Genomic DNA, 23,710 nt, shown 5'->3' with positions numbered 1-23,710 from the left:
TGTAGGCCGAAAGATATTAGAAAGGATAATCTTATAAATGCAGTTAGATCAAGAACAAACCCGCAAACTAGGGCAAAAGCAAATAGTTACTGTCCTAAAAGAAGAGCTGCCATCATCTATAAGTTTATTTGCCTACAATATTTCAAAAACAGATATGAGCGTCTATAGTTTGTTGTGTCAAACTGAGTATAGAGGACAAAACAAGTGGATGACTTTACGTATTGCAGATCATCCCCTATGGTTGAAAAATGCTCAGCAAGTATCACTTGATATTGGCTCACCTGCCGATTTAATTCATTTACCGCAAGAAATACAAAAGAAACTCCACGGTAGTGAGAAATCCGAGAGCTGGTATCAAATGACCCAAAGTGAGTTAGCCATTTTGCATATGTTGGATGAGTGCCAGCAAAAAGGTTTAGTTTGGGCGGTTCGTTTACCAGAAGAAATTTTTGCTGCTTTTAAAAAAAAGTCACTGAACTTGCAAACGGATTTTATGGAGGCTGAGTTGTTTTTAACAAATCGTAATAATGTGAATACGTTACTTTTGCCGTTTGATGCTTTCCATTTTCAAGCTCAATTAGCAAGGTTATATGGAAGAAACTTATTATTTTCTCAGTTTTCCAGGCACCATCTATTGAAACTTTTGCCGACAAACCAATGGATACAACCGATTTTAAAAGAAGAGCAGGTCGATTTTGACTGGCAACGGCTGATTATGCATAATTACGGAAAAGATTTTTATCAAAGGTATCAAAAAGCACTCCTTGCTTAACGACTGATAAAGTAAGAAACTAAAAAAAGAGATGAAGTTTTAAAAAGTGGCCCGCCTAATTTCTATCGATTAAATTAGGCGGGTTTTTGTTTATTTATCAAAACTATTTTTGCACGCAGGACTTTACTTTGGTTGGTATTTGATTGCTAGAATTTTGTTAGTTATCTCTTATTGTCTTAATTTTGAAAATTTTTAGAAAAAAGGTTGACTTCTTTTGTCAGAAGAGTTAGATTATTCAGTAAATAAACAACGAAAAACACAATGATGAGAATTATTTGAGGCATTAGACGTTTTAAGAGAGATTTTGTTGCTGGGAAAAATCAACGTCGCCTTCAAATTGATCAGCTCGGAGTGGTAAAAATGAACATTTTTGCTGGTTGCCCACCATTAAAGGGGACGCGTATTGCTGAGATGTGGTCTAGTTGTACGTTGAGGGTTTGATCAAAAGTCAAAACAAAAATAGGTGGTACCGTGGAAACGCCCTATAAAGCATACGCTTTGTGGGGCGTATTTCGTTGTTGTAGTTTTTTAATTTTAGTCGAGGGGGATTTTTATATGGCGAAACAAAGAGTAGAAGATTTGGATTGGAATAATTTGGGGTTTCATTATCGGGACTTGCCTTATCGTTTTAAAGCAGAATTTAAAGATGGCAAATGGCAAGAAGGCGAACTAACGACGGATGCAACCATGTATCTTTCTGAAGCAGCAGAAGTTTTACATTATGGGCAAGAAATTTTTGAAGGATTGAAAGCTTATCGACAAAAAGATGGCAGCATCAACCTTTTTCGACCAGAAATGAACGCACAACGCTTTGAAAATTCAGCAGAAAGGATGGCGATGGAACCTTATCCTGCCGATAAATTTGTAGAAGCAGTCAAAGAAGTTGTCCGTGCAAATGAAGAATTTGTCCCTCCTTATGGAACAGGCGGTTCTTTGTATCTTCGGCCATTTATGGTTGGGACAGATTCCATTGTTGGCGTGGCCCCTTCATCAGAATTCCAATTCCGGATTTATGCAACACCTGTTGGCGCCTATGTTCAAGGATTGACGCCTACGCCTTATCTAATTAGCGATTTTGACCGTGCTGCTTTTGCTGGTACTGGTCAAGTAAAAACATCAGGAAATTACGCAGGTAGTTTGTATCCAGCAATGAAAGCAAAAAAAGAAGGGTACGCGGATTGCTTGTATTTAGATCCAAGAGAACATAAATACATCGATGAATTTGGCGGCGCTAATTTTTACGGAATTACCAAAGATGGACAGTTTTTAACTCCTAAATCAGATTCGATCCTGCCATCGATCACTAAGCAATCATTATTTGAAATTGCCCAAAAACAAGGGTTGAATCCTCAAGAGACAACAATTGCAGTCGAAGATCTAGATCAATTCGTTGAAGCGGGCGCCATGGGGACCGCTGCTGTGATTTCTCCTGTTGGTTCTTTAACCTATCATGATAAAAAATATACTTTTAATAACGAAACAGAAGTGGGACCAAAAACACAAGCACTATATGATGAGCTTGTTGGTATTCAATTAGGCGATCGTACAGCTCCAGAAGGCTGGATTCAAAAGGTTGAGGTCTAAATAAAATTATCGAATTAGGCAAAAAATGTAAGCTGAGAAAGGTCTGCAAAAGAAGTTAATGACCTAAGTCAGCAATAGTAGGGTGTGCAAGAGAAGTTTCCAGACCCAAGTTAGTAAAAGAAGAGTCCATAAAAGAAGCTGTAGGACCTAAATATGCAAAAAAAGGTCAATATCTACGATTACTTTAGATTAATGTAGGAGGAGGGAGTTAATGGCTCGTAAGATAGGTGTAATTGGTATGGGAAATGTGGGTTCAACGGTTGCCCATGATATTATTGCAAAAGGGTTAACCGATGAGTTGGTTCTAATTGATATCAATGAAGCCAAAGTCAATGCAGATGCTTTGGATTTTGCAGATGCGATGGCCAACGCAGTCTCTCATGTGAACCTTACTGTTAATGACTATTCAGCATTAAAAGATGCAGATGTTGTCATCTCAGCTATAGGAAATATTAAGTTATTACAAGGCAATACTAGCAATGATCGTTTTGTTGAGCTGCCATTTACTAGTGAGCAAGCTGCAATGGTTGCGTTAAACATTAAAGAATCAGGGTTTAATGGTGTATTAATTGCTATTACGAATCCGTGTGATGTTATTACTTCAATTTATCAAACGATGACGGGGCTTCCTACTAATCAAGTCATTGGAACAGGAACTTTACTTGATTCCGCACGGATGAAACGAGCAGTGGGTAAAGTGTTTGAAATTGATCCACGTTCGGTTGGCGGTTATAACTTAGGGGAGCACGGGAATTCGCAATTTACCGCTTGGTCGACAGTGAGTGTTTTAGGAAAACCCATTACCGAGATTGCTAAAGAACGCGCAGTCGATTTTGATCAGTTAGATGAGATTGCTCGTGCTGGAGGCTTCACTGTATTGCACGGTAAAAATTATACGAATTACGGGATTGCCACGGCGGCCGTACGCTTAGCTGATGTAGTAATGAGTGATGCCAGAGCGGAACTTCCTGTTTCCAACTTTCGCCAAGAATATGGGACTTATCTTTCTTATCCGGCGATCGTAGGCAAAAACGGTATAGTAGAAGCTTTGCATCTTGATTTAACAGAGAAAGAGGCAGAAAAGTTAGAACTCTCTGCGCAATATATACAAACTAGATTTGATGAAACACTGAAAAATTTACAAAATAAATAAATCTTTGGGGGACGGTTTATGACAGCAGTTGAAAAACTTTATCAAGCATATAAGAAAAATACACCTTTAAAATTAGGCGAACTAGATCTTCATGAAAAGACAGAAGCTTATCAAATTCAAGACGAAGTATTGAAGCTAAAAGAAAAAGATGGCGAGAAACTTGCCGGGTATAAGATCAGTTTGACAAGTAAAGAAACGCAAAACCTTTTTGCTAGTGACTCTCCATTATATGGTGGGATGACAGATGTAACCATTAAAAACACAGTGTCATTACAAGAATATAATAGTCCACTGTTAGAATTAGAACTTGTTTTTCTAGTAGATGAACCTATCTTTCCTAGCGATTCACCGGAAAAAGTTTTTGAAAAATGCCGCCTAGCTCCTGGCATTGAAGTTTCCGATGGGCGTTATGAAGGTTGGTTCCCTAAGGCAACTTTATATGAAGTGGTTGCCGATGGCGCGGTGAATGGGGCTGTTGCTATGGGCGAACCTCAAAAATTCACTTATGCTGATGTGGACAATGTTAAGGCAACATTAACGTTTGGCAATGAGTTTGTAAAAGAAGGCCCTTCAACAGAAGTATTAGGACATCCAGCAAATGCTGTGGTTTGGTTAGCCAAAGAATTGGAAAAACACGGGAAAAAAATAGAAACTGGGCAGTTTATTTCTTCTGGTACTTTTGTATTACCGGAACCATTGAAAAAAGGGCATTACAAAGCTGAATTTGAAAACGTAGGGACAGTTAATTTAGAAGTAACTGATTAAAATAATTCCATAAATTTTAAGGGACTGTAAGAGAAGTTCCTTTGTTAATAAAATATCCGAACTATAGAGAGTACTTCTGCGATTACTCGTCGCAAACTCTATAGTTCGGATATTTTTGTCTTGTTTTTGCTTATATTATAGTTTTTTTATTCTTTATAATTGAATTCAAAGTGACTGATTTTAGGGGAGGGGTCATCCGTTAAATCAATTTCTAAAATAACTTCTTCGGTTTCTCCTTGGGTGGTTTCTTCGCCCAGTAGGATATATTTCTGGGGGTGTTCAATATCTTGAGTAATCGTTTTGATCATTCCCGTGCTTTCACGTTCTTCTTCTGACTCTGAGTCAAGCTGGCTATTTTTTATGGCATCTTCTGTCATATAATCTTTTACTTGTTGATTTCTTTCAGTGATGCTAGAGAAATTTAGCCAATTTTCGCCAAAGCTTTCTAAAATGGTTTGCGGTGTAGTGTTTTGTTCTGTAGAATTAGTTGTTGTTTCAGATGTTTCGCTGATTGCTTCAGTTGTTTCTTCTAGAAAAAAATCATCTTCACGTTGGCTTAGACGTATTAGGTAAAAGACACTAATCACAAAAAGGATAATTCCTGCGACCCATAACAAAATCTGACGTTTTCTCATGGTTCTCCACTCCCCAAATATTGTTAATTCTATTATAACAATTCTTTTTGGTTTATGATAATGGAATTTTTCCTAAATAAAACGTTTATTTAACATAAAAAAACTAGCGCAGTTCTCATACTGCGCTAGTAGTAATAATCAGCAGTTAGCCATTAACATGGATCGTTTGTCCAGTAATATATTTTATCGTACATCTGCTAGAATGAAAGCGCCAACAACCTCCTTGGTAAGAAAAGATAAAATCAAATGGAAAATGAAGGTGGTCTATTTACTCATTAACTGCTATCAATGCATGCTTCTGTAGCAGTATTCATAGAGAAAAAATGATCGCATACGAACTGTTTTATGAAAGATACAAAGTAATAAGTATTACTCAACCGTAGTGTTTTTTTTCATATGAAGAAAATAAGTTGCTAGCTCGTAATTAACTACTTGTATAGGATCAAAAAAATCAAGCATTAAGATATCTGAGATTTTATTTATACGGTAGCGGGCAGTCTTTGAATGCATAAAAAGTACTTCAGAAGTCTTCTTATAATTACGGTTATTTTTAAAAAAAGTATACAATGTTTCGAATAACTCGCTATTTTCTAACCATAATTTTATTAAATTATTGGGAATAGCTTCCATCATTTGTTTAGGACCGTTATCCCGCATAAAAATTTGGAAAACACCTAAATCATTAAACGACACAATAGGGCCAAGTGAAAAAGAATTGTTAAAACGTAATCCATCTAAGCAGTCTAATAGGATTTCTTTTAAGCTGCCTTTTTGTTTTGTTTGACTAATTGAGAAACGAAATTGCTCAAGGGTCTGACTGTCTTCAGTAAAAAGTTGTTTGATTTCGTCTTTAGTAATGAAGTCATTTTCATTTTTTAAGTTATATAAAATAACAGTACATTTGTGATGGTCAAAGTAAATCGTTAAATTTCTCAAATAACGTAATTTTTTGATGACTCCTTTGTTTTTTTGTAGCGATTCTTTATTTTTACAACTGAAGGCAATCCCTTGAAAATAAGGATAAGAATTAATATTTGCTTCGTCTAATAGATTGTCTAGCTCGTCTGTTTTTTCTGGAGGGTTTTGCAAGATAGCATCTGCTAAATTATTCATCCGGGTGTAGTGATGTTTTTTCAGTAGAAAGACAATTTGAATTTGTTCATGGATCAAGTCAATCGCATTTTCAAGGATCATTAAATCAGACTGGATGGTTGCTCCGTCTTTTTGATAGACTCTTAAAACCCCTTCATCGGCAATAGGCGAGGTGATCTGGGTTTCTAATGTGGTTTTCCATTTGTTTTCCCCTGATAAAAATAAGGTAAGCTTTTTATAAGTGTTTTTAGTGAATTCAGTTGTTTCTAAAAATTCCTGTTGAACGGATTCGTATTCATCAAATCGTTCACCATAGTGAAGATCCACCTCTAAGTTAGGAATTTTTAATGAGCAAGGTAATTGAATCAGCTTATAAAAGGTCTCCATAATTTGATCAAAAGAGCGTAAATTGCGTTCGACTTTAGTAAACTCTTGCCGTACTTCATAATAAGTTCGCAGTAAATGTTCTTGCTTTTTTAAAGTTGGCTCATAAATAGCCAGCAGAATTTTTTCATAACTGACGGTTTCCGGAGCTTCGATTAAAGGAATATGGTAAGCAGTACTTTGTTCGACTAGGTAGCTTGGTATCGCTTTTATCGTAGTATTTAGCTTGATAATTAAAGCACTCACTCCTTGTTTTTCCATATTCTGAAAGCACTGCTTGCTTTCTTCTTTAGTAGCAGTTTGAAACTCATATAAAGTAGCCATGACTAGTTGATTTTGTGAAGAATAATTTTCAATATTGAGCGTTTCTAAAATCATAGCAGAACTGATAGTATTTTCTAAACCTTCATTTCCTATTAATAGATTGCATTCTTTAAATAGCTTTGTTGCCATTAGTTCTTTGAGTCTCAAGATTTTCACCAACTTTCATCTAATTGGATAAAAAAAAGCGCCTTCTTTTATCCGCTTATCTAGTGTAAACGTAAATAACAAACTTTACAATAAAGAAGTAGAAAGAGGAACCAAAGTTGAACAATATTACATTAAAGCTGAGCAAGAATCTTCCCCTTTCGTTTATATATTGGCTGCTAAGGACTTCTCTACTTGCAGCTGCTTTGGTTCCTCTCTGTTTTATCGGACTTTCATTACATTGGTTATAGCAAACCAGGTAATGTTAGTTAGTTTAGCCACCAATTAACAATAACAGATCCCTTTAGATAGTATTTATAAAATGTATAAGCGTTATTTTTTGATGCGCTTACAAAAAAGATATAAAATAGATATAACTTATAATTTATATTTTTTTATCTTTAGTTGTTTTGTTTTTTTATCGGATCTTTCTACCTGTGTTTAGCCGGAATCAGTGGTTTTTTCTGGTTGAATATAAAAATCGCTCAAAGACATATACTGCTTTAAAACAGCAGGATAACTTATTCCCTAAAGAAAGGTATTGATGAGAATGAAAGGAAAAGCTAGATTTGCTGTATTTATTTTTCTTTTATGTAATGTATTTCTTTTAGGCAGCTGTGGAACAAATAATGCAGGCAATGGCGGAAAGATCGAAGTTGAATTTTTTAACCAAAAAGCAGAAATAGCAGATGGGCTAAGAAATGCTGCAACTGAATATGAAAAAGAAAATCCTAATGTTGATATGACGATCACAACAGTAACTTCTAATGATGGTGGTGCCTCCTTATTATCAAAGTTTACTTCAAAGCGCGAGCCGACCATGATGATGTTAAGTGGTCTACCTGATGTGGATTTTTATAAGGATTACTTATACGAAATGGACGACTTATCACTAACAGACGAAATGTTACCCCAATTATTAGAATCCGGACAATTAGAAGGGAAACAATTAGGAATGCCTTTTGGCGTTGAAGGGTTCGGCTTTTTGTACAATAAGGAGATTTTTAAAAAAGCTGGAATTAACCCTAACAATATAAAAAGTTACCAAGATTTTGTTAATGTGGTAGAACTTTTAGATGATAAAAAAGAAGCACTTGGTTTAGAAGATGTCTTTGCTTTTGAAGGTGAAGATGAAAATGTTGCGAATCACTTTTTTGCTAATTTCAGTGCTTCTGAATTTGATGATGATAATAACCAAGCCTTTAATGCAAAAGAATTGAAATGGCAAAATGGTAAGCGTATGCACGAATATACGGATTTAATCAACCAACATACCGTTCAGCCAGTCATTACAATGAATCACACCCATTCTGTCGACGACCTTTTCTTCAATGATAAGGTGGCAATGGTCCATCAAGGAAACTGGATCGTACCAGCATTGAATAAAATGGACCCAGCATTTGTCCAAGAAAAATTAGGTTTGTTGCCAATTTTTGCAGACGATGATAAAGGGGGGCGTAATGTAGCAGGAACCAACTGGGTGATTGGTATTAATAAAAATAAATCAGAAGAGGAAATCAAAGCTGCAGCCGGTTTTTTAGATTTTTTATATATAAGTGAAAAAGGACAAAAAATCGTGCTAGAAGAGTTACAAGTCATTCCGCCTGTCAAAGATTTAGACATAGATAAAATCGGTGCACCGATCTCTCGTCAACTCTATCAAGATGTATTAGATAATAAAGCCGCTCCAATGACTTATAAACAAGAACCCTATGGTTTTTTAAGAGCATCGCTAGCGCCTAACTATCAAAAGTATTTGGCTGGAGAAATCGGGTGGAATGAATTTGAAAAATTAACCTCCGAAGATTTTCGTGAAATGAGACGTGTGCAAAAAGCTGACGAATAGATTTTCGCAGATGGGAGTTGAATCAAATGAAAGGCAATAAAAGTTTTCGTAACATTTATTGGTTATTTTTAGCGCCCGTACTTATTGTGCTTTTATTGGTCATCGTTTTCCCCTTTATTTACGGTATTGGCACATCTTTTACTAATTCTAATGGGTTGGATATGACTTTTATTGGGTTAGAAAACTATAAAGCACTTTTTCAAGACCGACGTTTTTTGGAAAGTCTTAATGTAACGTTTTGGTTTTCCGTTGTTTCGGTTGTTTTAGTCAATGTGTTAGGTTTAAGCTTGGGTGTACTAGTTACCAGTATTAAAGGTAAATTTGCGACTTTTTTGCGGACAACTTTTTTCGTACCTAATTTAATCGGTGGAGTTATCTTAGGCTTCATCTGGCAATTTATCTTTATTCAAGCTTTTACTGCGATAGCAGAAGCCACCGGTATCGATTTCTTCTCAAATTGGTTGGCCACCAGTGTTTCTGGTTTTTGGGCCTTAGTTATTGTGTTCTTATGGCAAATGGGCGGGTATGTTATGCTGATTTATATTTCGTTTTTAACTTCAGTTAGTCCTACTATAATTGATTCTGCAAAAATCGATGGCGCTAATGCTTGGCAAGTTTTTTGGTATATTAAATTTCCAGCGGTTGCGCCAGCGTTTACTATTAGTTTATTTCTGACGTTAACCAATGCCTTTCGTCTTTACGACCTAAACTTGACATTAACAAATGGAGGCCCTTTTGGTTCAACTGAAATGCTTGCGATGAACATTTACAACACGGCCTTTCAAGAATACAGCCAAGGCTATGCGCAAGCCAAAGGAGTCCTGTTTTTTATTATTGTAACGATTGTGACCGTGATACAGCTGAGGCTAACTAGGAAGCGGGAGATGGACACATGAGAAAACAACAAGACTTTGGCAAATACCTAATTATCGTCCTGGCGTTAGTTTTATCAATTGGCTGGCTTTATCCCTTTTTCTTAATATTTATTAATTCATTTAAGACACAATCAGAGATTCTTTCAAATATTGTTGGTTTACCTGAACAAATTACTCTTGCCAATTATCCGAATGCCTTTTACGCAATGAACTACGTTTCCGGTTTTGGTAATTCTTTAATCATTACTGTCGCAAGTGTTGTGTTAACAGTAATTTTCAGCGCAATGGCGGCTTATGTTTTGCAAAGGCGAGACTCAAAATTCAGCACCTTTATCTATTACTTTTGTGGCGTGACGATGCTGATTCCTTTTCAAGCAATTATGATTCCTTTAGTTAATTTGTTTTCTCAAATTAATTTATTAAACCGTACTGGATTAACAATTATGAACATTGGTTTTTCAGTAAGTCTGTCTGTTTATCTTTATTATGGTACCATGCGGGGAATTTCGACAGAACTTGATGATGCCGCCAGGGTTGATGGTGCAAGTCGTGTAGATATATTTTTTAAAGTGATCTTACCTATGCTAAAACCTACTACTGTGACCATCGTTATCTTGAACGGAATGAAAATATGGAATGATTATTTACTGCCATCTCTGGTTGTTAACCAAGAAGGAATGCGAACATTGCCACTGGAACTATATTCATTCTTTGGTGAGTTTACAACTCAGTGGGAGCTAGCTTTAACAGGTTTGATACTGGCAATTATTCCAATTATCATCCTTTTTGTCTTCTTGCAAAAATATTTTATCGAAGGCATAGGAGAAGGGGCCACAAAATTGTAATCGTTTGTCAACAGGGCAAGACTCATCCTACTCAAAGTAGCACTTGTCCTGTTTTTTGATGACTTCAAAAAAGCTAAAAATTTATTATGTTAAAATGTAATCAATAGAAACAATCGTTTATTCATTTAATTTTTTCCGAATAAAGTAAGAAGTACACACCATATTTTAATGAAAGAATGGATATTATGACAAAAAATGATAAAAAGAAAAGAATAGAAAATGATTCTATAGGACCGATTGAAATTTCCTCTACAGCATTATGGGGACCGCAAACTGAGCGTAGTCGCCGTAATTTTACTACTGGAGAAAAGATGCCATTGGTTATTATTAAAGCACTTTTGCAAATAAAAAAAGCAGCTGCACAGGCGAATAGTGAGCTGGGTGAATTGAAAAAAAATAAAGCGGAAGGAATCATTGCGGCTATTGACCAGTTGAATTTGCTATCTGACGAGCATTTGCGCAGTCATTTTCCACTAGTTGTCTATCAAACCGGTTCAGGTACTCATACGAATATGAATGTGAATGAAGTGGTTGCGCATTTAGCTAATCAGCAACAGCCACAACTTTCGGTTTTACCTAATGATGATGTGAATAAGGGACAAAGCTCGAATGATCTTTTTGCTACTTCGATGAATGTCGCTGCCGCGCAAGCAATCATCGAAGTAAAAGCTGCTTGTAAAAAGATGATTCAAACGTTAACAGAACAAAAACAAAAATATTGGGATACCGTTAAAATCGGACGCACTCATTTACAAGATGCGACCCCGGTAACTTTTGGACAAGAATTATCAGGTTATCAAAGTATGCTTGTGCATGATTTGGATTTTATAGAGGAAATAGAGCCAAGCTTACATGAACTGGCTATAGGTGCGACTGCCGTTGGTACAGGGGTTAACGCTCACCCGAAACTGGCAGAAAAGATTGCAGCGCAACTTTCTGTTAGCTATCAAATCTCTTTTACAGCAGATATGAATAAATTTTATGGCTTAGCCGCGCATTCCCAGTTAAATGCGATGCATGGCGTTTTGAAAACATTGGCTGCAGATTTAATGAAAATTGCGAATGACCTACGCTTTTTGGCTTCTGGTCCGCGAGCAGGTTATGGAGAGCTGTCTATTCCGGCAAACGAGCCCGGATCTTCTATTATGCCAGGGAAAGTTAATCCTACTCAAGCAGAGGCTCTGACAATGGCAGCTGCTCGTGTGATAGGAAATGACACTACTATCGCAGTTGCATCCAGTCAAGGCAACTTTGAAATGAATGTGTACAAACCTGTGTTAATTATGTCCTTTTTAGAATCTGCTAATTTACTTGCAGGTACTATTGAAGCGTTTACTGAAAAATGTTTGCGTGGTTTACAAGCTAATGAGTCCCACATGAAAGAGTTAGTCGATCAGTCTTTAATGTTGGTGACTGCTCTTGCGCCGCATATTGGCTATGACGAAAGTGCTAAAATCGCACAAAAAGCTGAAAAAGAAGGAATCACATTGAAAGAAGCTGCCTTGTCTTCGGGTAAAGTGAGTTCCCAACAATTTGCAGCTTGGGTTAAACCGTTAGCGATGACTCATATTGAACAGACAGACGAGTTGTAAAATAAACGATGAACTAAAACGATCAGGAACCTTTTTAATATGAAATCAGCGTATTCCTTTTTCTAAGGTAAAAAGATTTAAGGTGTATTTAAAAGTTAGCTCTATTAGTTGCATTTTTGTAACTTTTTATGTTAATTTCAGAGAAGGAATCAATCGGTTGCCTTAAAAAATATAGGTGATCTGCAAAAATGTTATTCCAACAGAGATAAAACATAAGCTTTTTCTCTGTTGGAACTTTCATTATTATAACAGAAAGAAGAGTGATTTTATGATGACAACAGGAATGGGTATAATATCGATGCTTTCACCAATACTAACTTATGTAGCGTTGGCGGCTGGGATATATGCAATCATCCGTTTAGCCGTAAAACATGCGATCAACGAAACAAAAAAAGAAACAACAACAAAAACGAAGGCAGCAGCTTTCTTTACTGGTCCTTGGTTCTGGTTGATTGTTGCCGTCGTCGTATTTATCTTATCGATGGCTATGTCAATTCTTCCTTATATGTAAAATTGGCTACAGCTAAACAATAGTAAAAAAGCTGGAAGACGTGTAAAAATGTCCTCCAGCTTTTTTTGTTGATTAAAATAGCGCTGTTTTAACGGCTGATATCAGCGTATTTTTTTAGAAAAGGTAACTTATTTCTTAAGAAAGGGACTACCCAATAATCAAGTCCAATTTTACCGGCGTTAAAACCAGCGACTAAGATTAAAAATTGGATAATAACAAAGAGCGGATTAATAGAGACTGTCCCTGCTAACAAGTAGCTGAAATTCATAACCATACCGAAAAAAGCAGCAGCAGTGGTTAATGTACCAAATATTAAGCCTAAACCAACTAATAGTTCACCCCAAGGGACCATTAAATCAAATAAGCCAATGTTAGGTAATACCAAACGATCTAAAAATGTTGTATACCAAGTATAAGCATTTGCTCCTGTGTCATCTAATACGGGACTTTCGATCGCTCCTTGAATCATTCCTTGAGCACTAAATGTTCCAGTTATTTTATTCCAACCGGAAACGGCCCATTGATAGCCTAAATAAATACGTAACACTGTTACGATTCCCATCGCAATCTTTGATGAACGCAACCATTTTACCATAGAAGTTTCTCCTCTCATTTTTTAAACATGCAAATTTTATCCAACACTAGTTATCAAACTCGACAACAAAATGGGGGAAGTAAATATGTGTTATCATACCCTTTTTTACTGTTTACTGTCAAATAGTAAGTGAATTGCTGACAAAAACGATAATGACAAAGTTGTACTTAATAAGTGAACCGTGAGAAAAAGGAATAATCAACGTTATTGCGATTTTTATTGTCACTTTCCTTTGCATAACTAGTAATTTTTATTAAAATGGAAGGTGAGGTAAAAAAAGATATCATTGCGTTGACCACTACGTGTATAAATAAGTGGCCTTTTCCATTTGATATTGAAGGGGGCTTGTACAAAATACGTTTCAAGAAATATTAAATTGGAGGAAGAAACATGAAATTATTAATTGTTGCACTAGGCATCGCTTTTTTGATTTTTTTAATCGTTAAAGTGAAGCTAAATACGTTTATTTCTTTGATAGTTACTTCTTTTTTAGTTGGACTAGCTTTAAACATCCCGTTGGATCAAATACCTGAAGTTATTACTAGCGGTATGGGAGACCAGCTGGGAGATTTGGCTATTATATTTGGTATGGGTTCTATGATTGGTAAATTGGTCTCTGATTCAGGCGGCGGTTATCGGATTGCTAATACGTTGATTGATAAGTTTGGTAAAAAACAGATTCAAATTGCTGTGATTATTGCGTCCTTTATTGTCGGGTTAGCATTATTCTTTGAAGTAGGTCTAGTTGTTTTGCTGCCTATTATTTTTGTTATCGCCAAAGAATTAGAAATGCCGCTATTGACTTTAGCGATTCCGATGGCAGCAACGCTAAATGTTATGCACGGATTTATTCCGCCACATCCAGCGCCTACTGCTATTTCAGGAATTATGGAAGCAGACATTGGACAAGTGATATTATTTGGCTTGATTGTTGCAATTCCGACGATTATTGTTTCGGGTCCAGTTTTTAATTACTTTTTGCGTAAGTTTTACCCAAAAGTTTACCGTATTCAAGAAAAAATTCCTGGACTAGGTGAAGTGAAAGAATTTGAATTAAACCAAACGCCATCTTTTTGGTTAAGCGTCAGTACAGCTATGATGCCGGTTATCTTGATCGGTATTGCTACCATTTGGAGTGGTTTCTTAGCTACAGGATCTTTGCAACAAGGCGTTCAATTTATTGGTGAGCCTGACGTTGCTATGCTTTTATCACTGATATTTGCAATGTATACAATGGGCTACAAACAAAAACGTTCAATGAAAGAAATCAGTACAACAATCGAAGAAGCGATTACGCAGATCGCAATGATGTTATTTATCATTGGCGGGGGCGGAGCACTCAAACAAGTGTTAGTTGAAGGCGGAATTTCAGAATACATTTCTTCCTTATTTACAAATATTAACCTTTCACCCATTTTAGCTGCTTGGCTTGTGACAGCGATTTTACGTGTAAGTTTGGGTTCTTCTACAGTAGCTGCTATGACTGGCGCAGGATTGGTGGCACCTTTGATTGCCCAAACTGGTGTTAATCCAGCGTTGATGGTTCTTGCAGTAGGCGCCGGCAGCATCTTTGCCGACCATGTAAATGACGCTGGTTTTTGGATGATTAAAGAATATTTTGGACTTTCGTTAAAAGAAACATTTTTAACATGGACTACGCTGACTTCGGTGCTATCAGTAACCGGCTTGGTATGTGTTTATGGGCTTTCTTTAATACTATAATTGCACGAAAAAAGAAAGGATGTTTTAGTCGATGGACTATATTATTGGAATGGATATTGGAACGACCAGCACGAAAGCTGTTTTATATGATTTAAAAGGGAAAGTAATTGACTATACCAGTAACTCGTATGAATTGCTTCGTGATGCGTCCGGCATGGCCGAACAAGAGCCTGAAGAGATTCTAGAAGCTGTTACCTCAGGGTTAAAAAGAGTAATCGGTCAAATAGATTGGCAAAAAGATAAGCTAAAAGCTGTTTCTTTTTCTAGTGCCAACCAAAGCTTGATTGCTTTAGACGAAAATTATCAACCGTTGACACGTATTATTACTTGGGGTGATACACGGGCAGCAGCGGCAGCTGAAAAAATTAAAAATTCAGATCAAGGACAAGAATTGTACGAACGCACAGGTACTCCGATTCATCCCATGTCTTTGCTATGCAAAATTTTATGGCTAAAAGAGGATGTACCAGAAGTTTATAACAAAGCAGCTCATTATTGCGGCATTAAAGAATATGTTCTTTACCGCTTGTTTGGCACATGGCAAATGGACGTTTCAGTTGCTAGTTGTACGGGGATGTACAATATATTTGAATTGCAATGGGATGAAAAAGCTTTAGCACTAACAGGAATTAACCAAGAGCAATTACCTAAAGTCGTGGATGCCTATGAACAATTTTCTGGTATGAAAGAAGAGTACACGAAAATCACTGGTTGCCCGCAAGATGTAACCTTTGTTCAAGGAGCCTTTGATGGTGCATTATCTAATTTAGGGGTAAACGCCATCGATGATGGTGTAGCGGCTGTAACAATCGGAACATCCGGAGCCATTCGCATGGTCAGTGATCATCCAGTAATCGATCCTAAAGGACGTATTTTTTGCTATGCTCTAACCAAGAATTTATGGGTTATCGGGGGCCCAGTGAATAACGGTGGCGTTGTCTTTTCTTGGGCGCGCGATAATTTATTTGACGCAGAAAAAAGCACAGCTGATCTTCTGCAAAAAGACAGTTATGATCTGTTGACCGAAGTGGCTGCACAAGTTCCTGCTGGGTCAGATGGTTTATTGTTCCATCCGTTTCTTGGTGGAGAGCGTGCACCAATCTGGGATGCCAATGCTCGTGGCTCATTTTTTGGTTTGACCCAAATGCATACGCGGGCACATATGCTGCGCGCTGTTCTTGAAGGAATTGTCTATAATCTATATACAGTCCTTTTAGCACTAGAAGAAGTAGTTGGCCAACCTAAATCTATTTTGGCAACAGGTGGTTTTGCTCGTTCGGAATTGTGGCGGCAAATGTTGTCAGATGTTTTTGAACGTCCGGTAACTGTACCACAAGCTTTTGAATCTTCTTGTTTAGGTGCAGCAGTCGTTGGCATGAAATCAATCGGCGTGATTGATGAATTAGCCGAAGTACGAAATTTTGTCGGCAAAACAGAAACTTATGCCCCTAATCCTGATCATTTTGACGTTTACCGCGAACTGGTTCCGATCTATATTCGCTTGACGCGTCAATTAAAAACTGAATATCAAACAATTGCTGACTTTCAACATAAATATGCTCAAAAAGAACCGGAAACAAATTAAAGTTTCACTTTTTGTCTGAAAGCCAATAAATGAGAAAAATGAAGATAGAAATGTGGGAGCAAAATTGGATACAAGAGCGATTATTATTAACCAATATGGTGGAAAAGAGCAACTAAAAGAAAGTACAGTAACATTACCAGAGTTAAAAAAGAATCAAGTTTTAGTTAATGTACAAGCGACCTCGATCAATCCAATTGATTGGAAGTTACGCCAAGGATACTTGCAACAAAAATATCCATGGGAATTCCCCATTATCTTGGGCTGGGATGTTGCAGGTGTGATTGAAGAAGTTGGAGAAGACGTTACACAATGGAAAATTGGCGATCAAGTATTTGCCCGACCTGCAACAACGAGATTTGGCACCTATGCGGATCATACAATCATTGACGCAGACTTATTAGTAAAGATTCCGGCAAATGTTTCCTATAAAGCAGCGGCGGCTGTTCCTTTGGCAGGTCTAACAGCTTACCAAGTATTATTTGACCATGGTAAGTTAAAAGCAGGACAAAAAGTATTGATCCATGCGGGATCCGGTGGAGTTGGAACTTTTGCTATTCAACTAGCGAAACTTCAAGGAGCATACGTTTATACTACTGCCAGTAAGAAAAACCACGACTTGTTAAAATCATTAGGCGCTGATGAAATAATTGATTATCACACGACTGATTTTGCAAAAGTAGTGTCTCAAGCTGACTTAGTAGTCGATGCCTTAGGTGGTAGTGATATGCAACAAAAAAGCATGGACGTACTTAAGCCAGGTGGTTATTTAATCAGCCTTGGGTCAATTGAAGATGAAAGTTTGGCCAAAGAAAAACAAATCAATGCCAAAGGGATTTGGTTAGATGAAAACAGTGAACAACTACAAGCATTGGCAGATTATATGGAAACTAGCAAACTAAAAAGTGTCATTGCTACTACTTATCCTTTAACACAAAAAGGGATTTACCAAGCGCATGAACTAAGTGAAACGAATCATGCTGTAGGAAAAATTGTCATTGATAATCATTGAGCTAATTCCATCATTAGCGCTGGAGCTGCTTCAATGTTGATGTGAAAAAGTATTAATTGATATAATAATTCCTTCCATTAAGTACATATTCGAGTAAGCGAATTGTACGATGATGGAGGGCTTTTTTGTATTTCGGTTACTGTGCCATTTCAATGAATAGAAATGTTTTTATTGAAGTATTGATATATCTGTAAAAGAGTGGGCGGAATCAATTTATGATGAATTAGCGCAAACAGCTTGCAAACAATCAATAAAAACTGCAAAAAAGTTTACATTATAAAACCTTACTGGTATTGTAAAAAAATAAAACAATTTTTAGAAAGGATGATTTTTATTTATTCAAATAGGAGAGTGCAACAACGTTTTTTTGTGCAGCTAGGTATAGCAGCTTGTTTAATTTTTAGCATTTTTACTGTAAAGGTTAATGCACAAGAAGAAGTTGCTGCTACAGAGAATACGATGTCTTATACAGGTGAACCTGGAGCTAATTTTAGCCGAGCTGCAGCCAGTACTTCGACAGATGTATTCAATATTGGTGACAGTACGCGACCACCACAAGATGCAGTCGATGTCTCCTCTTATCAAGGCGAAATGACACAAAGTGATTATAAAATTTTGGCAGATAAGGGAGTTCGGTCTGTTGTTGTTAAAACTACACAATCTTCTAATTATACGAACCCTTACGCACTTGAACAAATCGAATATGCTGCCAATGCTGGTTTGAACGTAAATCTTTATCATTATGCAAATTTTGCTACTTCAAAAGAAGCTAAGGCAGAAGCAAATTATCTTTTATCTTTTTTAAAGGAAAATAATTTGAATAAGAAAGTGATGATTTTTGCTGACATGGAAGATCCGTCAACTGAAAATGACAATGTTGCTTCTTCTTTAAATGATTTTTGGAAAGTATTGAGCGATGGTGGTTATGAAAATCATGGCGTTTATACTGGTGCTGGGTATTTATATCGTAGCGCTGTAAGTAATACTGTTGGAGCTGAGAATACTTGGATGGCTCAGTATCCTTATGAACCATCGGGTGATGATCTATGGCAAACAAATTATGGCGCTTGGCAGTTTACTCCCACAGCTAAGGTACCTAATGGCGATTATACTGGGTATCTTGACGTATCTAGTGACTATATTGGTTTATTTGAAAAAGGCGCCGGCACACAACCTTTTAACTAAGGAGAAGTATAGAAAAGAATTTTTAGTTTGTAACATAAAAAAACTGATTATTGCTAACAAGGCAATAATCAGTTTTTGTTTATTTAAGTTAAGATTTGACTGAAGCGCTAGAAACACTATCAACTTCTGCAGGCTCATCTGCTTTTTCAGAGGCGCCAGATACACTATCGGCTTCTACAGTCGCGTTATCTTTTTCTGAAGCCCCCGACACACTGTCAACTTGCTCGGTTTGTGTAGTCGAAGCACTTGAGGTAGCATCAACGTCAACTGTTTCATCTTTAGCAAGTCTTTGACCGGTTTGTTGCAAGTACCAATCAATAATTGGTTGAAAATCTAGGATATATTCATTTACGCCCATATAGTTATCTGCTTCATCACGCATTGCTTGATAACTATGAACGACATATTTATCTGGACCGTGTGTTGGTACGTGGATCCGAACCACGTCTTCATTTCCGTGACGTAATTGAGAAATAACCCATTTAACATTTTTATAAGTAGCAGGTGGATGACAGTTGGCTAAAGGATTTCCGACTTGTCCTGGTACACGTCCAGCAAACATATCTTCTTTTTCAGCAGTATAGTTGTAGAATAAAAATTGGTTATTGCTATCAGCAAAAGTTAATTCCATGGGCATCGAAGCTAAGAAGGCGTTTAACTGGTTAACTGTTAAAATACCGCGATTTAATTTTACATAAGCGTCGCCTTCTGCAGCGCCTACTTTTTTACTAGCTTGTTCAACCCAATCTTCAGCTGACATATCAACACCTTCAATTGTGGTATCAATTTTACCCGTGGCTTCTAAATCTTCTTCTGCCGATAAATCTTTTTGAGGTTCATTGATCGCAGACATCACTTTGATAAATTTAGCAAACTTTTCTAAGCAAGTTTGTAGAAAATCAACTGTTCCTTGATCTTTTAAATTATTTTGGTCATCAAAAGCATCTTTTACTTCCCCTAAAAGAAATTCATTTCCTGGCATAACAATCGCATTCACACCTGGAGCTTCCAAAATTTGACGTAAATGTAATTGCGCGCGCGATGAACCTTGGTTGTAATAAGAAGCACCTACTATCATGACAGGTTTATTTGAAAGTGGCTGAATTTTAAAGGATAACCACTCAAGCACACTTTTCAATCCAGCAGGTATTGTATGATTGTGTTCAGGTGTCGCAATAATTACTCCATCAGCAGCTAAAACTTTACGCTTAAGCTTTTGAATGGGCGCGCTATCTGTCTGGTCGTGACTTTGGTTAAATAATGGCACATCTTTAATTTCTAAAATTTCAATATCAACGAATGTTTTGAAATGCTTTTTAATATATTGTAGTAATAAACGGTTATAGGAAAAATCAGCGTTAGAACCTACAATTCCGACTAATTTCATGATAAAAAACTCTCCTTTTTCTAAATAGTTTCCCAATCAAAGTCTTCGGCTTCTTTTTTATTCGCTTCATGAGCGTTGGTCAACTGGTTTGTGAGTTCGACGAATACTTGAAAATCTTTGAACAAACCGTCCAATTTTTTAACTTGGTCCATATCGTTCAATGCATTTTCTTCGTTAAAAGCTTGCAATGAATGACCAAGTAAAAATTCTGAGCTGGGCATGATCCGGGCTTTTAGTTCAGGCGCATCAAGAATTTGGCGCAAATGTGATTGCGCGCGTGAGGATCCTAATGTGCCATAAGAAGCGCCGGTAATCATAACAGGTTTATCGACAAAAGGATAAATACCATATGAGAGCCAATTTAAAGCATTGGTCAATGCAGCGGGAATTGAATGATCGTATTCCGGAGTGCTGATAACAACGCCATCTGACTGGCGAATTTTTTCAGCCGCATTTTGTACAACTTCTGGGAGCTGCTCAGAAACCGGTTTATTAAAAATGGGGAAATCTTGAATTTCCATCAATTCAATGGTTGCTTTATCTGAAAAACGCTTTTGCATAAACTGTAATAATTTTCGATTGGTAGAGTTATCCGAATTGGTTCCAACTAACCCAATAAAATGATTCATGAGAAACTTCCTTTCTGACAAGTAGTATGACAATAACTGAGGTACTTTGTTACACTTTTCATTATAAAACTTTCACAAGGAAAGTCAAGATGCTCCGCGTCCCTTGTGTGAAGGGCTCTAGCAAAAAATTATTTAACAAAAATTTTTTCTACAAAATATAACACAAAAATTAGCTGTATTAGGTGGAAGTTTTCCGAAATTTTGCTTCTGAAATCAAGCCTTCTGGAAGCTTTATAAAATAAAATGATACCACTTACATGCTGAATCTTAGATAGAAGATGAACTAAATAACGTTCTATTTACAGAAGTAGAACAAAAGTGTTACTATTTTCGCTTTTGTTTGATTTTTTCCAATGTTTTTGGTGATAATTTTCCGAGATCTTTTAATTTTGTTTCAATTAAGTCTAAGACATCATTGCGATCTTCAGCATTTTTTACATAATCATACCTTTCTCGATCAATCGTTAACAAGATAGCAGGGTGATAACCGTTGGCCCAATTTTCATAAGCATGATGAACGCGCTGATAATAATCTGTCAGTCCTGGTTCACGGGTAGTATTTTCCATTTCGCGGCCTCGTTTTTGAATTTCATTAATGGCGTGGTCTGCGTCAATTTTTAAATAGATGACCAAATCGGGTAAACCATTCCAGGGAATACCATTAACATTTGCTTGCATTTCTTGTGATAAAGTTACATATACATTAAAATCTTCTTCATCGATTTCCCCGTGATCATGTAATTGGGAAGCCATCACAAAGTCGGATTCTAAAGAAGAATCCATTACAGCATTTTGTTGAGTGATTGCTTGACGTAATTGTTGATAGCGAAAAGTTAAAAAAGCAATTTGCAAGATTGCGCCATTGGATTTTCGGCTTTTTCTACCAGAAGAATAAAATTTTTCCAACATATTTAAAATTAGCCCGTTATTTTCGACATCTTCGTAATAAACAGGCGATTGTAAATCTTCAGCTAAAATTTTTGCTAAAGATGTTTTTCCAGCAGCGATGGTTCCCATAATATAAATCATAGTTTAAACCTCCAATTAATGTTTATTTTCTCAGTATTGGGTAACGTTTGTCCAGCAGAAAGCGCTAAAATAATCTGTTATAAAAATTTAATAAAATGCGCCTAAAAAATAAAAGAAAATTCATCTAATTTTTAACTTTGAATAAACATTTGCGAAAAATTGTATTTTAAAGCATGTTTTCTATTTTTAAATCCGTTATAATTTTTTTACTTTATTAGAAATCGTTTAGATTGTGTTTTTGTTCAGTAAAGGGGTCATTGACGGAAAAGTTTCAGAAAACTAAAATTGAGCTCGACGTTTCATCTAAAGTGAAACAAAAATAAGGGTTCATAACATTATATGAATTTAACTTGGAGGGTTATCATGAATGCAAATGAAAAGGATGCCTCTTTTTTAGGACACCCTCGTGGTCTTTCAACATTGTTCTTTACTGAAATGTGGGAAAGATTTAGTTATTATGGTATGCGTGCAATACTGCTATATTATATGTATTATTCTGTAGCAGATGGCGGGTTGGGCTTTGATCGTAGTACAGCTTCTGCAATTATGTCGATTTATGGTTCGTTAGTTTTCTTGTTAAGTGTAGTCGGCGGTTACTTGAGCGACCGTATTTTAGGGAGTAGGCGCACCGTATTTATCGGTGGCGTGATGATCATGTTAGGTCATATTGCTTTAGCCTTGCCTTTTGGACAAGTGGCTCTGTTTGCCTCAATCTTATTGATTGTATTAGGTTCAGGACTATTAAAACCAAATATTTCTGAGATGGTCGGCGATCTGTATGATGAAAAAGATCTAAGAAGAGACTCTGGTTTTAATATTTTTGTTTTCTCAACGAACTTAGGCGCATTTCTGGCACCTATTTTTGTCGGTTACTTAGGACAAGAAGTGAATTTTCATTTAGGATTTTCATTAGCTGCAATTGGTATGTTTTTTGGCTTGCTGCAATATGTACGTGGCGGCAAGAAATACCTGCCTAAAGAAACATTAAAAGCACGTGATCCTATTAAACCAGAAGAAGTTAAACCTTTAGTAAGTAAGAGTATACTAGCGGTTGCAGCAGTTGCTGTGCTTGTATTGTTTATGCAATTTACAGGTATTTTAAATATTAACAGCGTTATTAATCTGATCACGATTTTTGCTGTTGTTATTCCAATTTACTATTTTGTTATGATTATAAAAAGTAAGAAAATTACGACCACTGAACGTTCTCGGGTATGGGCATATATCCCGTTGTTTATCGCATCGATTCTTTTCTGGTCAATCGAAGAACAAGGATCAGTTGTGCTCGCTTTATTTGCTGAAGAACAAACGCGCTTGTCGATTTTTGGTTTCAGTATTCCTTCCAGCTGGTTCCAAACATTAAATCCTTTCTTCATTATGATTTATACACCGATTTTTGTCAGTCTATGGACCAAGTTAGGAAATAAACAACCATCCTCTGCCAAGAAGTTCACCTATGGTTTGTTTTTTGCTGGTGTTTCTTTCTTATGGATGATGCTTCCAGGCATATTATTTGGAACGGATACTAAAGTTGGTCCGCAATGGCTATTGATGAGTTGGGCGTTAGTGATCATTGGAGAAATGTTGATTTCACCAATTGGATTATCAGTAACTACTAAACTGGCACCTAAAGCATTCCATTCGCAAATGATGAGTATTTGGTTTTTAAGTGATGCAGTAGCACAAGCGATCAACGCGCAAATTGTTCGTTTATACAATCCAGGCAATGAAGTCATGTACTTTGGCGTCGTGGGGTTAGTCACGGTCATCTTCGGTGTGTTGTTATTATTCATGGTTCCACGAATTCAAAGATTAATGAGTGGCGTTAATTAATTTAATAGCCATTAAAACAATAAATGATTTGCTAGTAGTCTTGAAAATGAAGGCTACTAGCTTTTTTATTGGTAGATGATATTAAGGGAATAATGGGGGATTAGATTGGGTACCAGTATAAAACGTCTAATAGCTATTTATTTAGAATAGCGGAATATTTCTATTTTGTATAGCCTTTGAATATGGAATTTTAGGATAATTTGTTATAATATAG

Annotated in this window: 20 protein-coding genes; 14 read left to right on the top strand and 6 right to left on the bottom strand. The window is 36.5% G+C overall.

The window, feature by feature from the left end:
• The first annotated feature begins 37 nt into the window (after positions 1-37).
• The 4 genes from C7K43_RS06930 (at position 38) to C7K43_RS06915 (ending at position 4,274) form a co-directional block, all read left to right on the top strand.
• Entirely contained in the window at positions 38-772 is a 735-nt protein-coding gene (locus C7K43_RS06930) for a hypothetical protein (protein ID WP_124006201.1), read from the top strand.
• 555 nt (positions 773-1,327) lie between these two features.
• Positions 1,328-2,356, top strand: coding sequence for a branched-chain amino acid aminotransferase (locus tag C7K43_RS06925; RefSeq protein WP_124006200.1), 1,029 nt, complete (start codon positions 1,328-1,330; stop codon positions 2,354-2,356).
• A gap of 211 nt (positions 2,357-2,567) precedes the next feature.
• Complete coding sequence (locus tag C7K43_RS06920) at positions 2,568-3,509, top strand: L-lactate dehydrogenase (RefSeq protein ID WP_124006199.1); 942 nt, start codon at positions 2,568-2,570, stop codon at positions 3,507-3,509.
• 18 nt (positions 3,510-3,527) lie between these two features.
• Positions 3,528-4,274: a 2-keto-4-pentenoate hydratase gene (locus C7K43_RS06915; protein WP_124006198.1), complete on the top strand. Its 747-nt coding sequence runs from the start codon at positions 3,528-3,530 to the stop codon at positions 4,272-4,274.
• 146 nt (positions 4,275-4,420) lie between these two features.
• Here C7K43_RS06915 and C7K43_RS06910 read toward each other — a convergent pair whose 3' ends face one another.
• Positions 4,421-4,909: an EF0163 family protein gene (locus tag C7K43_RS06910; protein WP_124006197.1), complete on the bottom strand. Its 489-nt coding sequence runs from the start codon at positions 4,907-4,909 to the stop codon at positions 4,421-4,423.
• 369 nt (positions 4,910-5,278) lie between these two features.
• Entirely contained in the window at positions 5,279-6,856 is a 1,578-nt protein-coding gene (locus tag C7K43_RS06905; RefSeq protein WP_124006196.1) for a PucR family transcriptional regulator, read from the bottom strand.
• Between the two features lie 541 nt (positions 6,857-7,397).
• Here C7K43_RS06905 and C7K43_RS06900 point away from each other — a divergent pair.
• From C7K43_RS06900 to C7K43_RS06880, 5 genes are all read left to right on the top strand, one after another.
• Entirely contained in the window at positions 7,398-8,699 is a 1,302-nt protein-coding gene (locus C7K43_RS06900; protein ID WP_124006195.1) for an ABC transporter substrate-binding protein, read from the top strand.
• Between the two features lie 26 nt (positions 8,700-8,725).
• Entirely contained in the window at positions 8,726-9,595 is an 870-nt protein-coding gene (locus tag C7K43_RS06895; RefSeq protein WP_124006194.1) for a carbohydrate ABC transporter permease, read from the top strand.
• Positions 9,592-10,419, top strand: a complete 828-nt coding sequence (locus C7K43_RS06890) for a carbohydrate ABC transporter permease (protein ID WP_124006193.1) — start codon at positions 9,592-9,594, stop codon at positions 10,417-10,419. The genes C7K43_RS06895 and C7K43_RS06890 overlap by 4 nt, the downstream gene beginning before the upstream one ends.
• A gap of 176 nt (positions 10,420-10,595) precedes the next feature.
• Positions 10,596-12,011, top strand: a complete 1,416-nt coding sequence (locus tag C7K43_RS06885) for a class II fumarate hydratase (protein ID WP_124006192.1) — start codon at positions 10,596-10,598, stop codon at positions 12,009-12,011.
• A 268-nt stretch (positions 12,012-12,279) separates the two neighbouring features.
• A complete protein-coding gene (locus C7K43_RS06880) occupies positions 12,280-12,522 on the top strand; it encodes a hypothetical protein (protein WP_124006191.1) in 243 nt (80 codons plus the stop codon).
• An 88-nt stretch (positions 12,523-12,610) separates the two neighbouring features.
• Here C7K43_RS06880 and C7K43_RS06875 read toward each other — a convergent pair whose 3' ends face one another.
• Positions 12,611-13,117 carry a DoxX family membrane protein gene (locus C7K43_RS06875; protein WP_124006190.1) on the bottom strand — a complete coding sequence of 169 codons (507 nt, stop codon included), beginning with the start codon at positions 13,115-13,117 and terminating at the stop codon, positions 12,611-12,613.
• A 390-nt stretch (positions 13,118-13,507) separates the two neighbouring features.
• Here C7K43_RS06875 and C7K43_RS06870 point away from each other — a divergent pair, with 390 nt between their 5' ends.
• The 4 genes from C7K43_RS06870 (at position 13,508) to C7K43_RS06855 (ending at position 18,618) form a co-directional block, all read left to right on the top strand.
• Positions 13,508-14,839, top strand: coding sequence for a gluconate:H+ symporter (locus C7K43_RS06870; RefSeq protein WP_124006189.1), 1,332 nt, complete (start codon positions 13,508-13,510; stop codon positions 14,837-14,839).
• A gap of 31 nt (positions 14,840-14,870) precedes the next feature.
• On the top strand, positions 14,871-16,424 hold the full coding sequence (gene gntK, locus C7K43_RS06865) for a gluconokinase (protein WP_124006188.1): 1,554 nt from the start codon (positions 14,871-14,873) through the stop codon (positions 16,422-16,424).
• A 64-nt stretch (positions 16,425-16,488) separates the two neighbouring features.
• The gene (locus tag C7K43_RS06860) at positions 16,489-17,433 is read left to right on the top strand and encodes an NADP-dependent oxidoreductase (protein WP_124007255.1); all 945 of its coding nucleotides are present in this window, start codon (positions 16,489-16,491) and stop codon (positions 17,431-17,433) included.
• A 351-nt stretch (positions 17,434-17,784) separates the two neighbouring features.
• The gene (locus tag C7K43_RS06855; RefSeq protein ID WP_157977737.1) at positions 17,785-18,618 is read left to right on the top strand and encodes a GH25 family lysozyme; all 834 of its coding nucleotides are present in this window, start codon (positions 17,785-17,787) and stop codon (positions 18,616-18,618) included.
• An 88-nt stretch (positions 18,619-18,706) separates the two neighbouring features.
• Here the strand turns inward: C7K43_RS06855 and C7K43_RS06850 are convergent, their stop codons facing one another.
• The 3 genes from C7K43_RS06850 to C7K43_RS06840 all read right to left on the bottom strand — a co-directional run bounded on the left by C7K43_RS06850 (position 18,707) and on the right by C7K43_RS06840 (position 21,663).
• Positions 18,707-20,005 (bottom strand): NAD(P)H-dependent oxidoreductase, encoded by a 1,299-nt coding sequence (locus C7K43_RS06850; RefSeq protein WP_124006186.1) that lies wholly within the window; start codon positions 20,003-20,005, stop codon positions 18,707-18,709.
• A 20-nt stretch (positions 20,006-20,025) separates the two neighbouring features.
• Positions 20,026-20,634 carry an NADPH-dependent FMN reductase gene (locus C7K43_RS06845; RefSeq protein WP_124006185.1) on the bottom strand — a complete coding sequence of 203 codons (609 nt, stop codon included), beginning with the start codon at positions 20,632-20,634 and terminating at the stop codon, positions 20,026-20,028.
• A gap of 324 nt (positions 20,635-20,958) precedes the next feature.
• Positions 20,959-21,663 carry a deoxynucleoside kinase gene (locus C7K43_RS06840; RefSeq protein ID WP_124006184.1) on the bottom strand — a complete coding sequence of 235 codons (705 nt, stop codon included), beginning with the start codon at positions 21,661-21,663 and terminating at the stop codon, positions 20,959-20,961.
• Positions 21,664-22,002: 339 nt separating this feature from the next.
• Between C7K43_RS06840 and C7K43_RS06835 the strand changes: the two genes are divergently transcribed.
• Complete coding sequence (locus C7K43_RS06835) at positions 22,003-23,496, top strand: peptide MFS transporter (RefSeq protein ID WP_371859818.1); 1,494 nt, start codon at positions 22,003-22,005, stop codon at positions 23,494-23,496.
• Positions 23,497-23,710 lie beyond the last annotated feature (214 nt).

It is taken from the genome of Tetragenococcus koreensis, assembly GCF_003795145.1.
Taxonomy (GTDB): domain Bacteria; phylum Bacillota; class Bacilli; order Lactobacillales; family Enterococcaceae; genus Tetragenococcus; species Tetragenococcus koreensis.
This window is presented reverse-complemented; position numbering and strand designations above follow the sequence as displayed.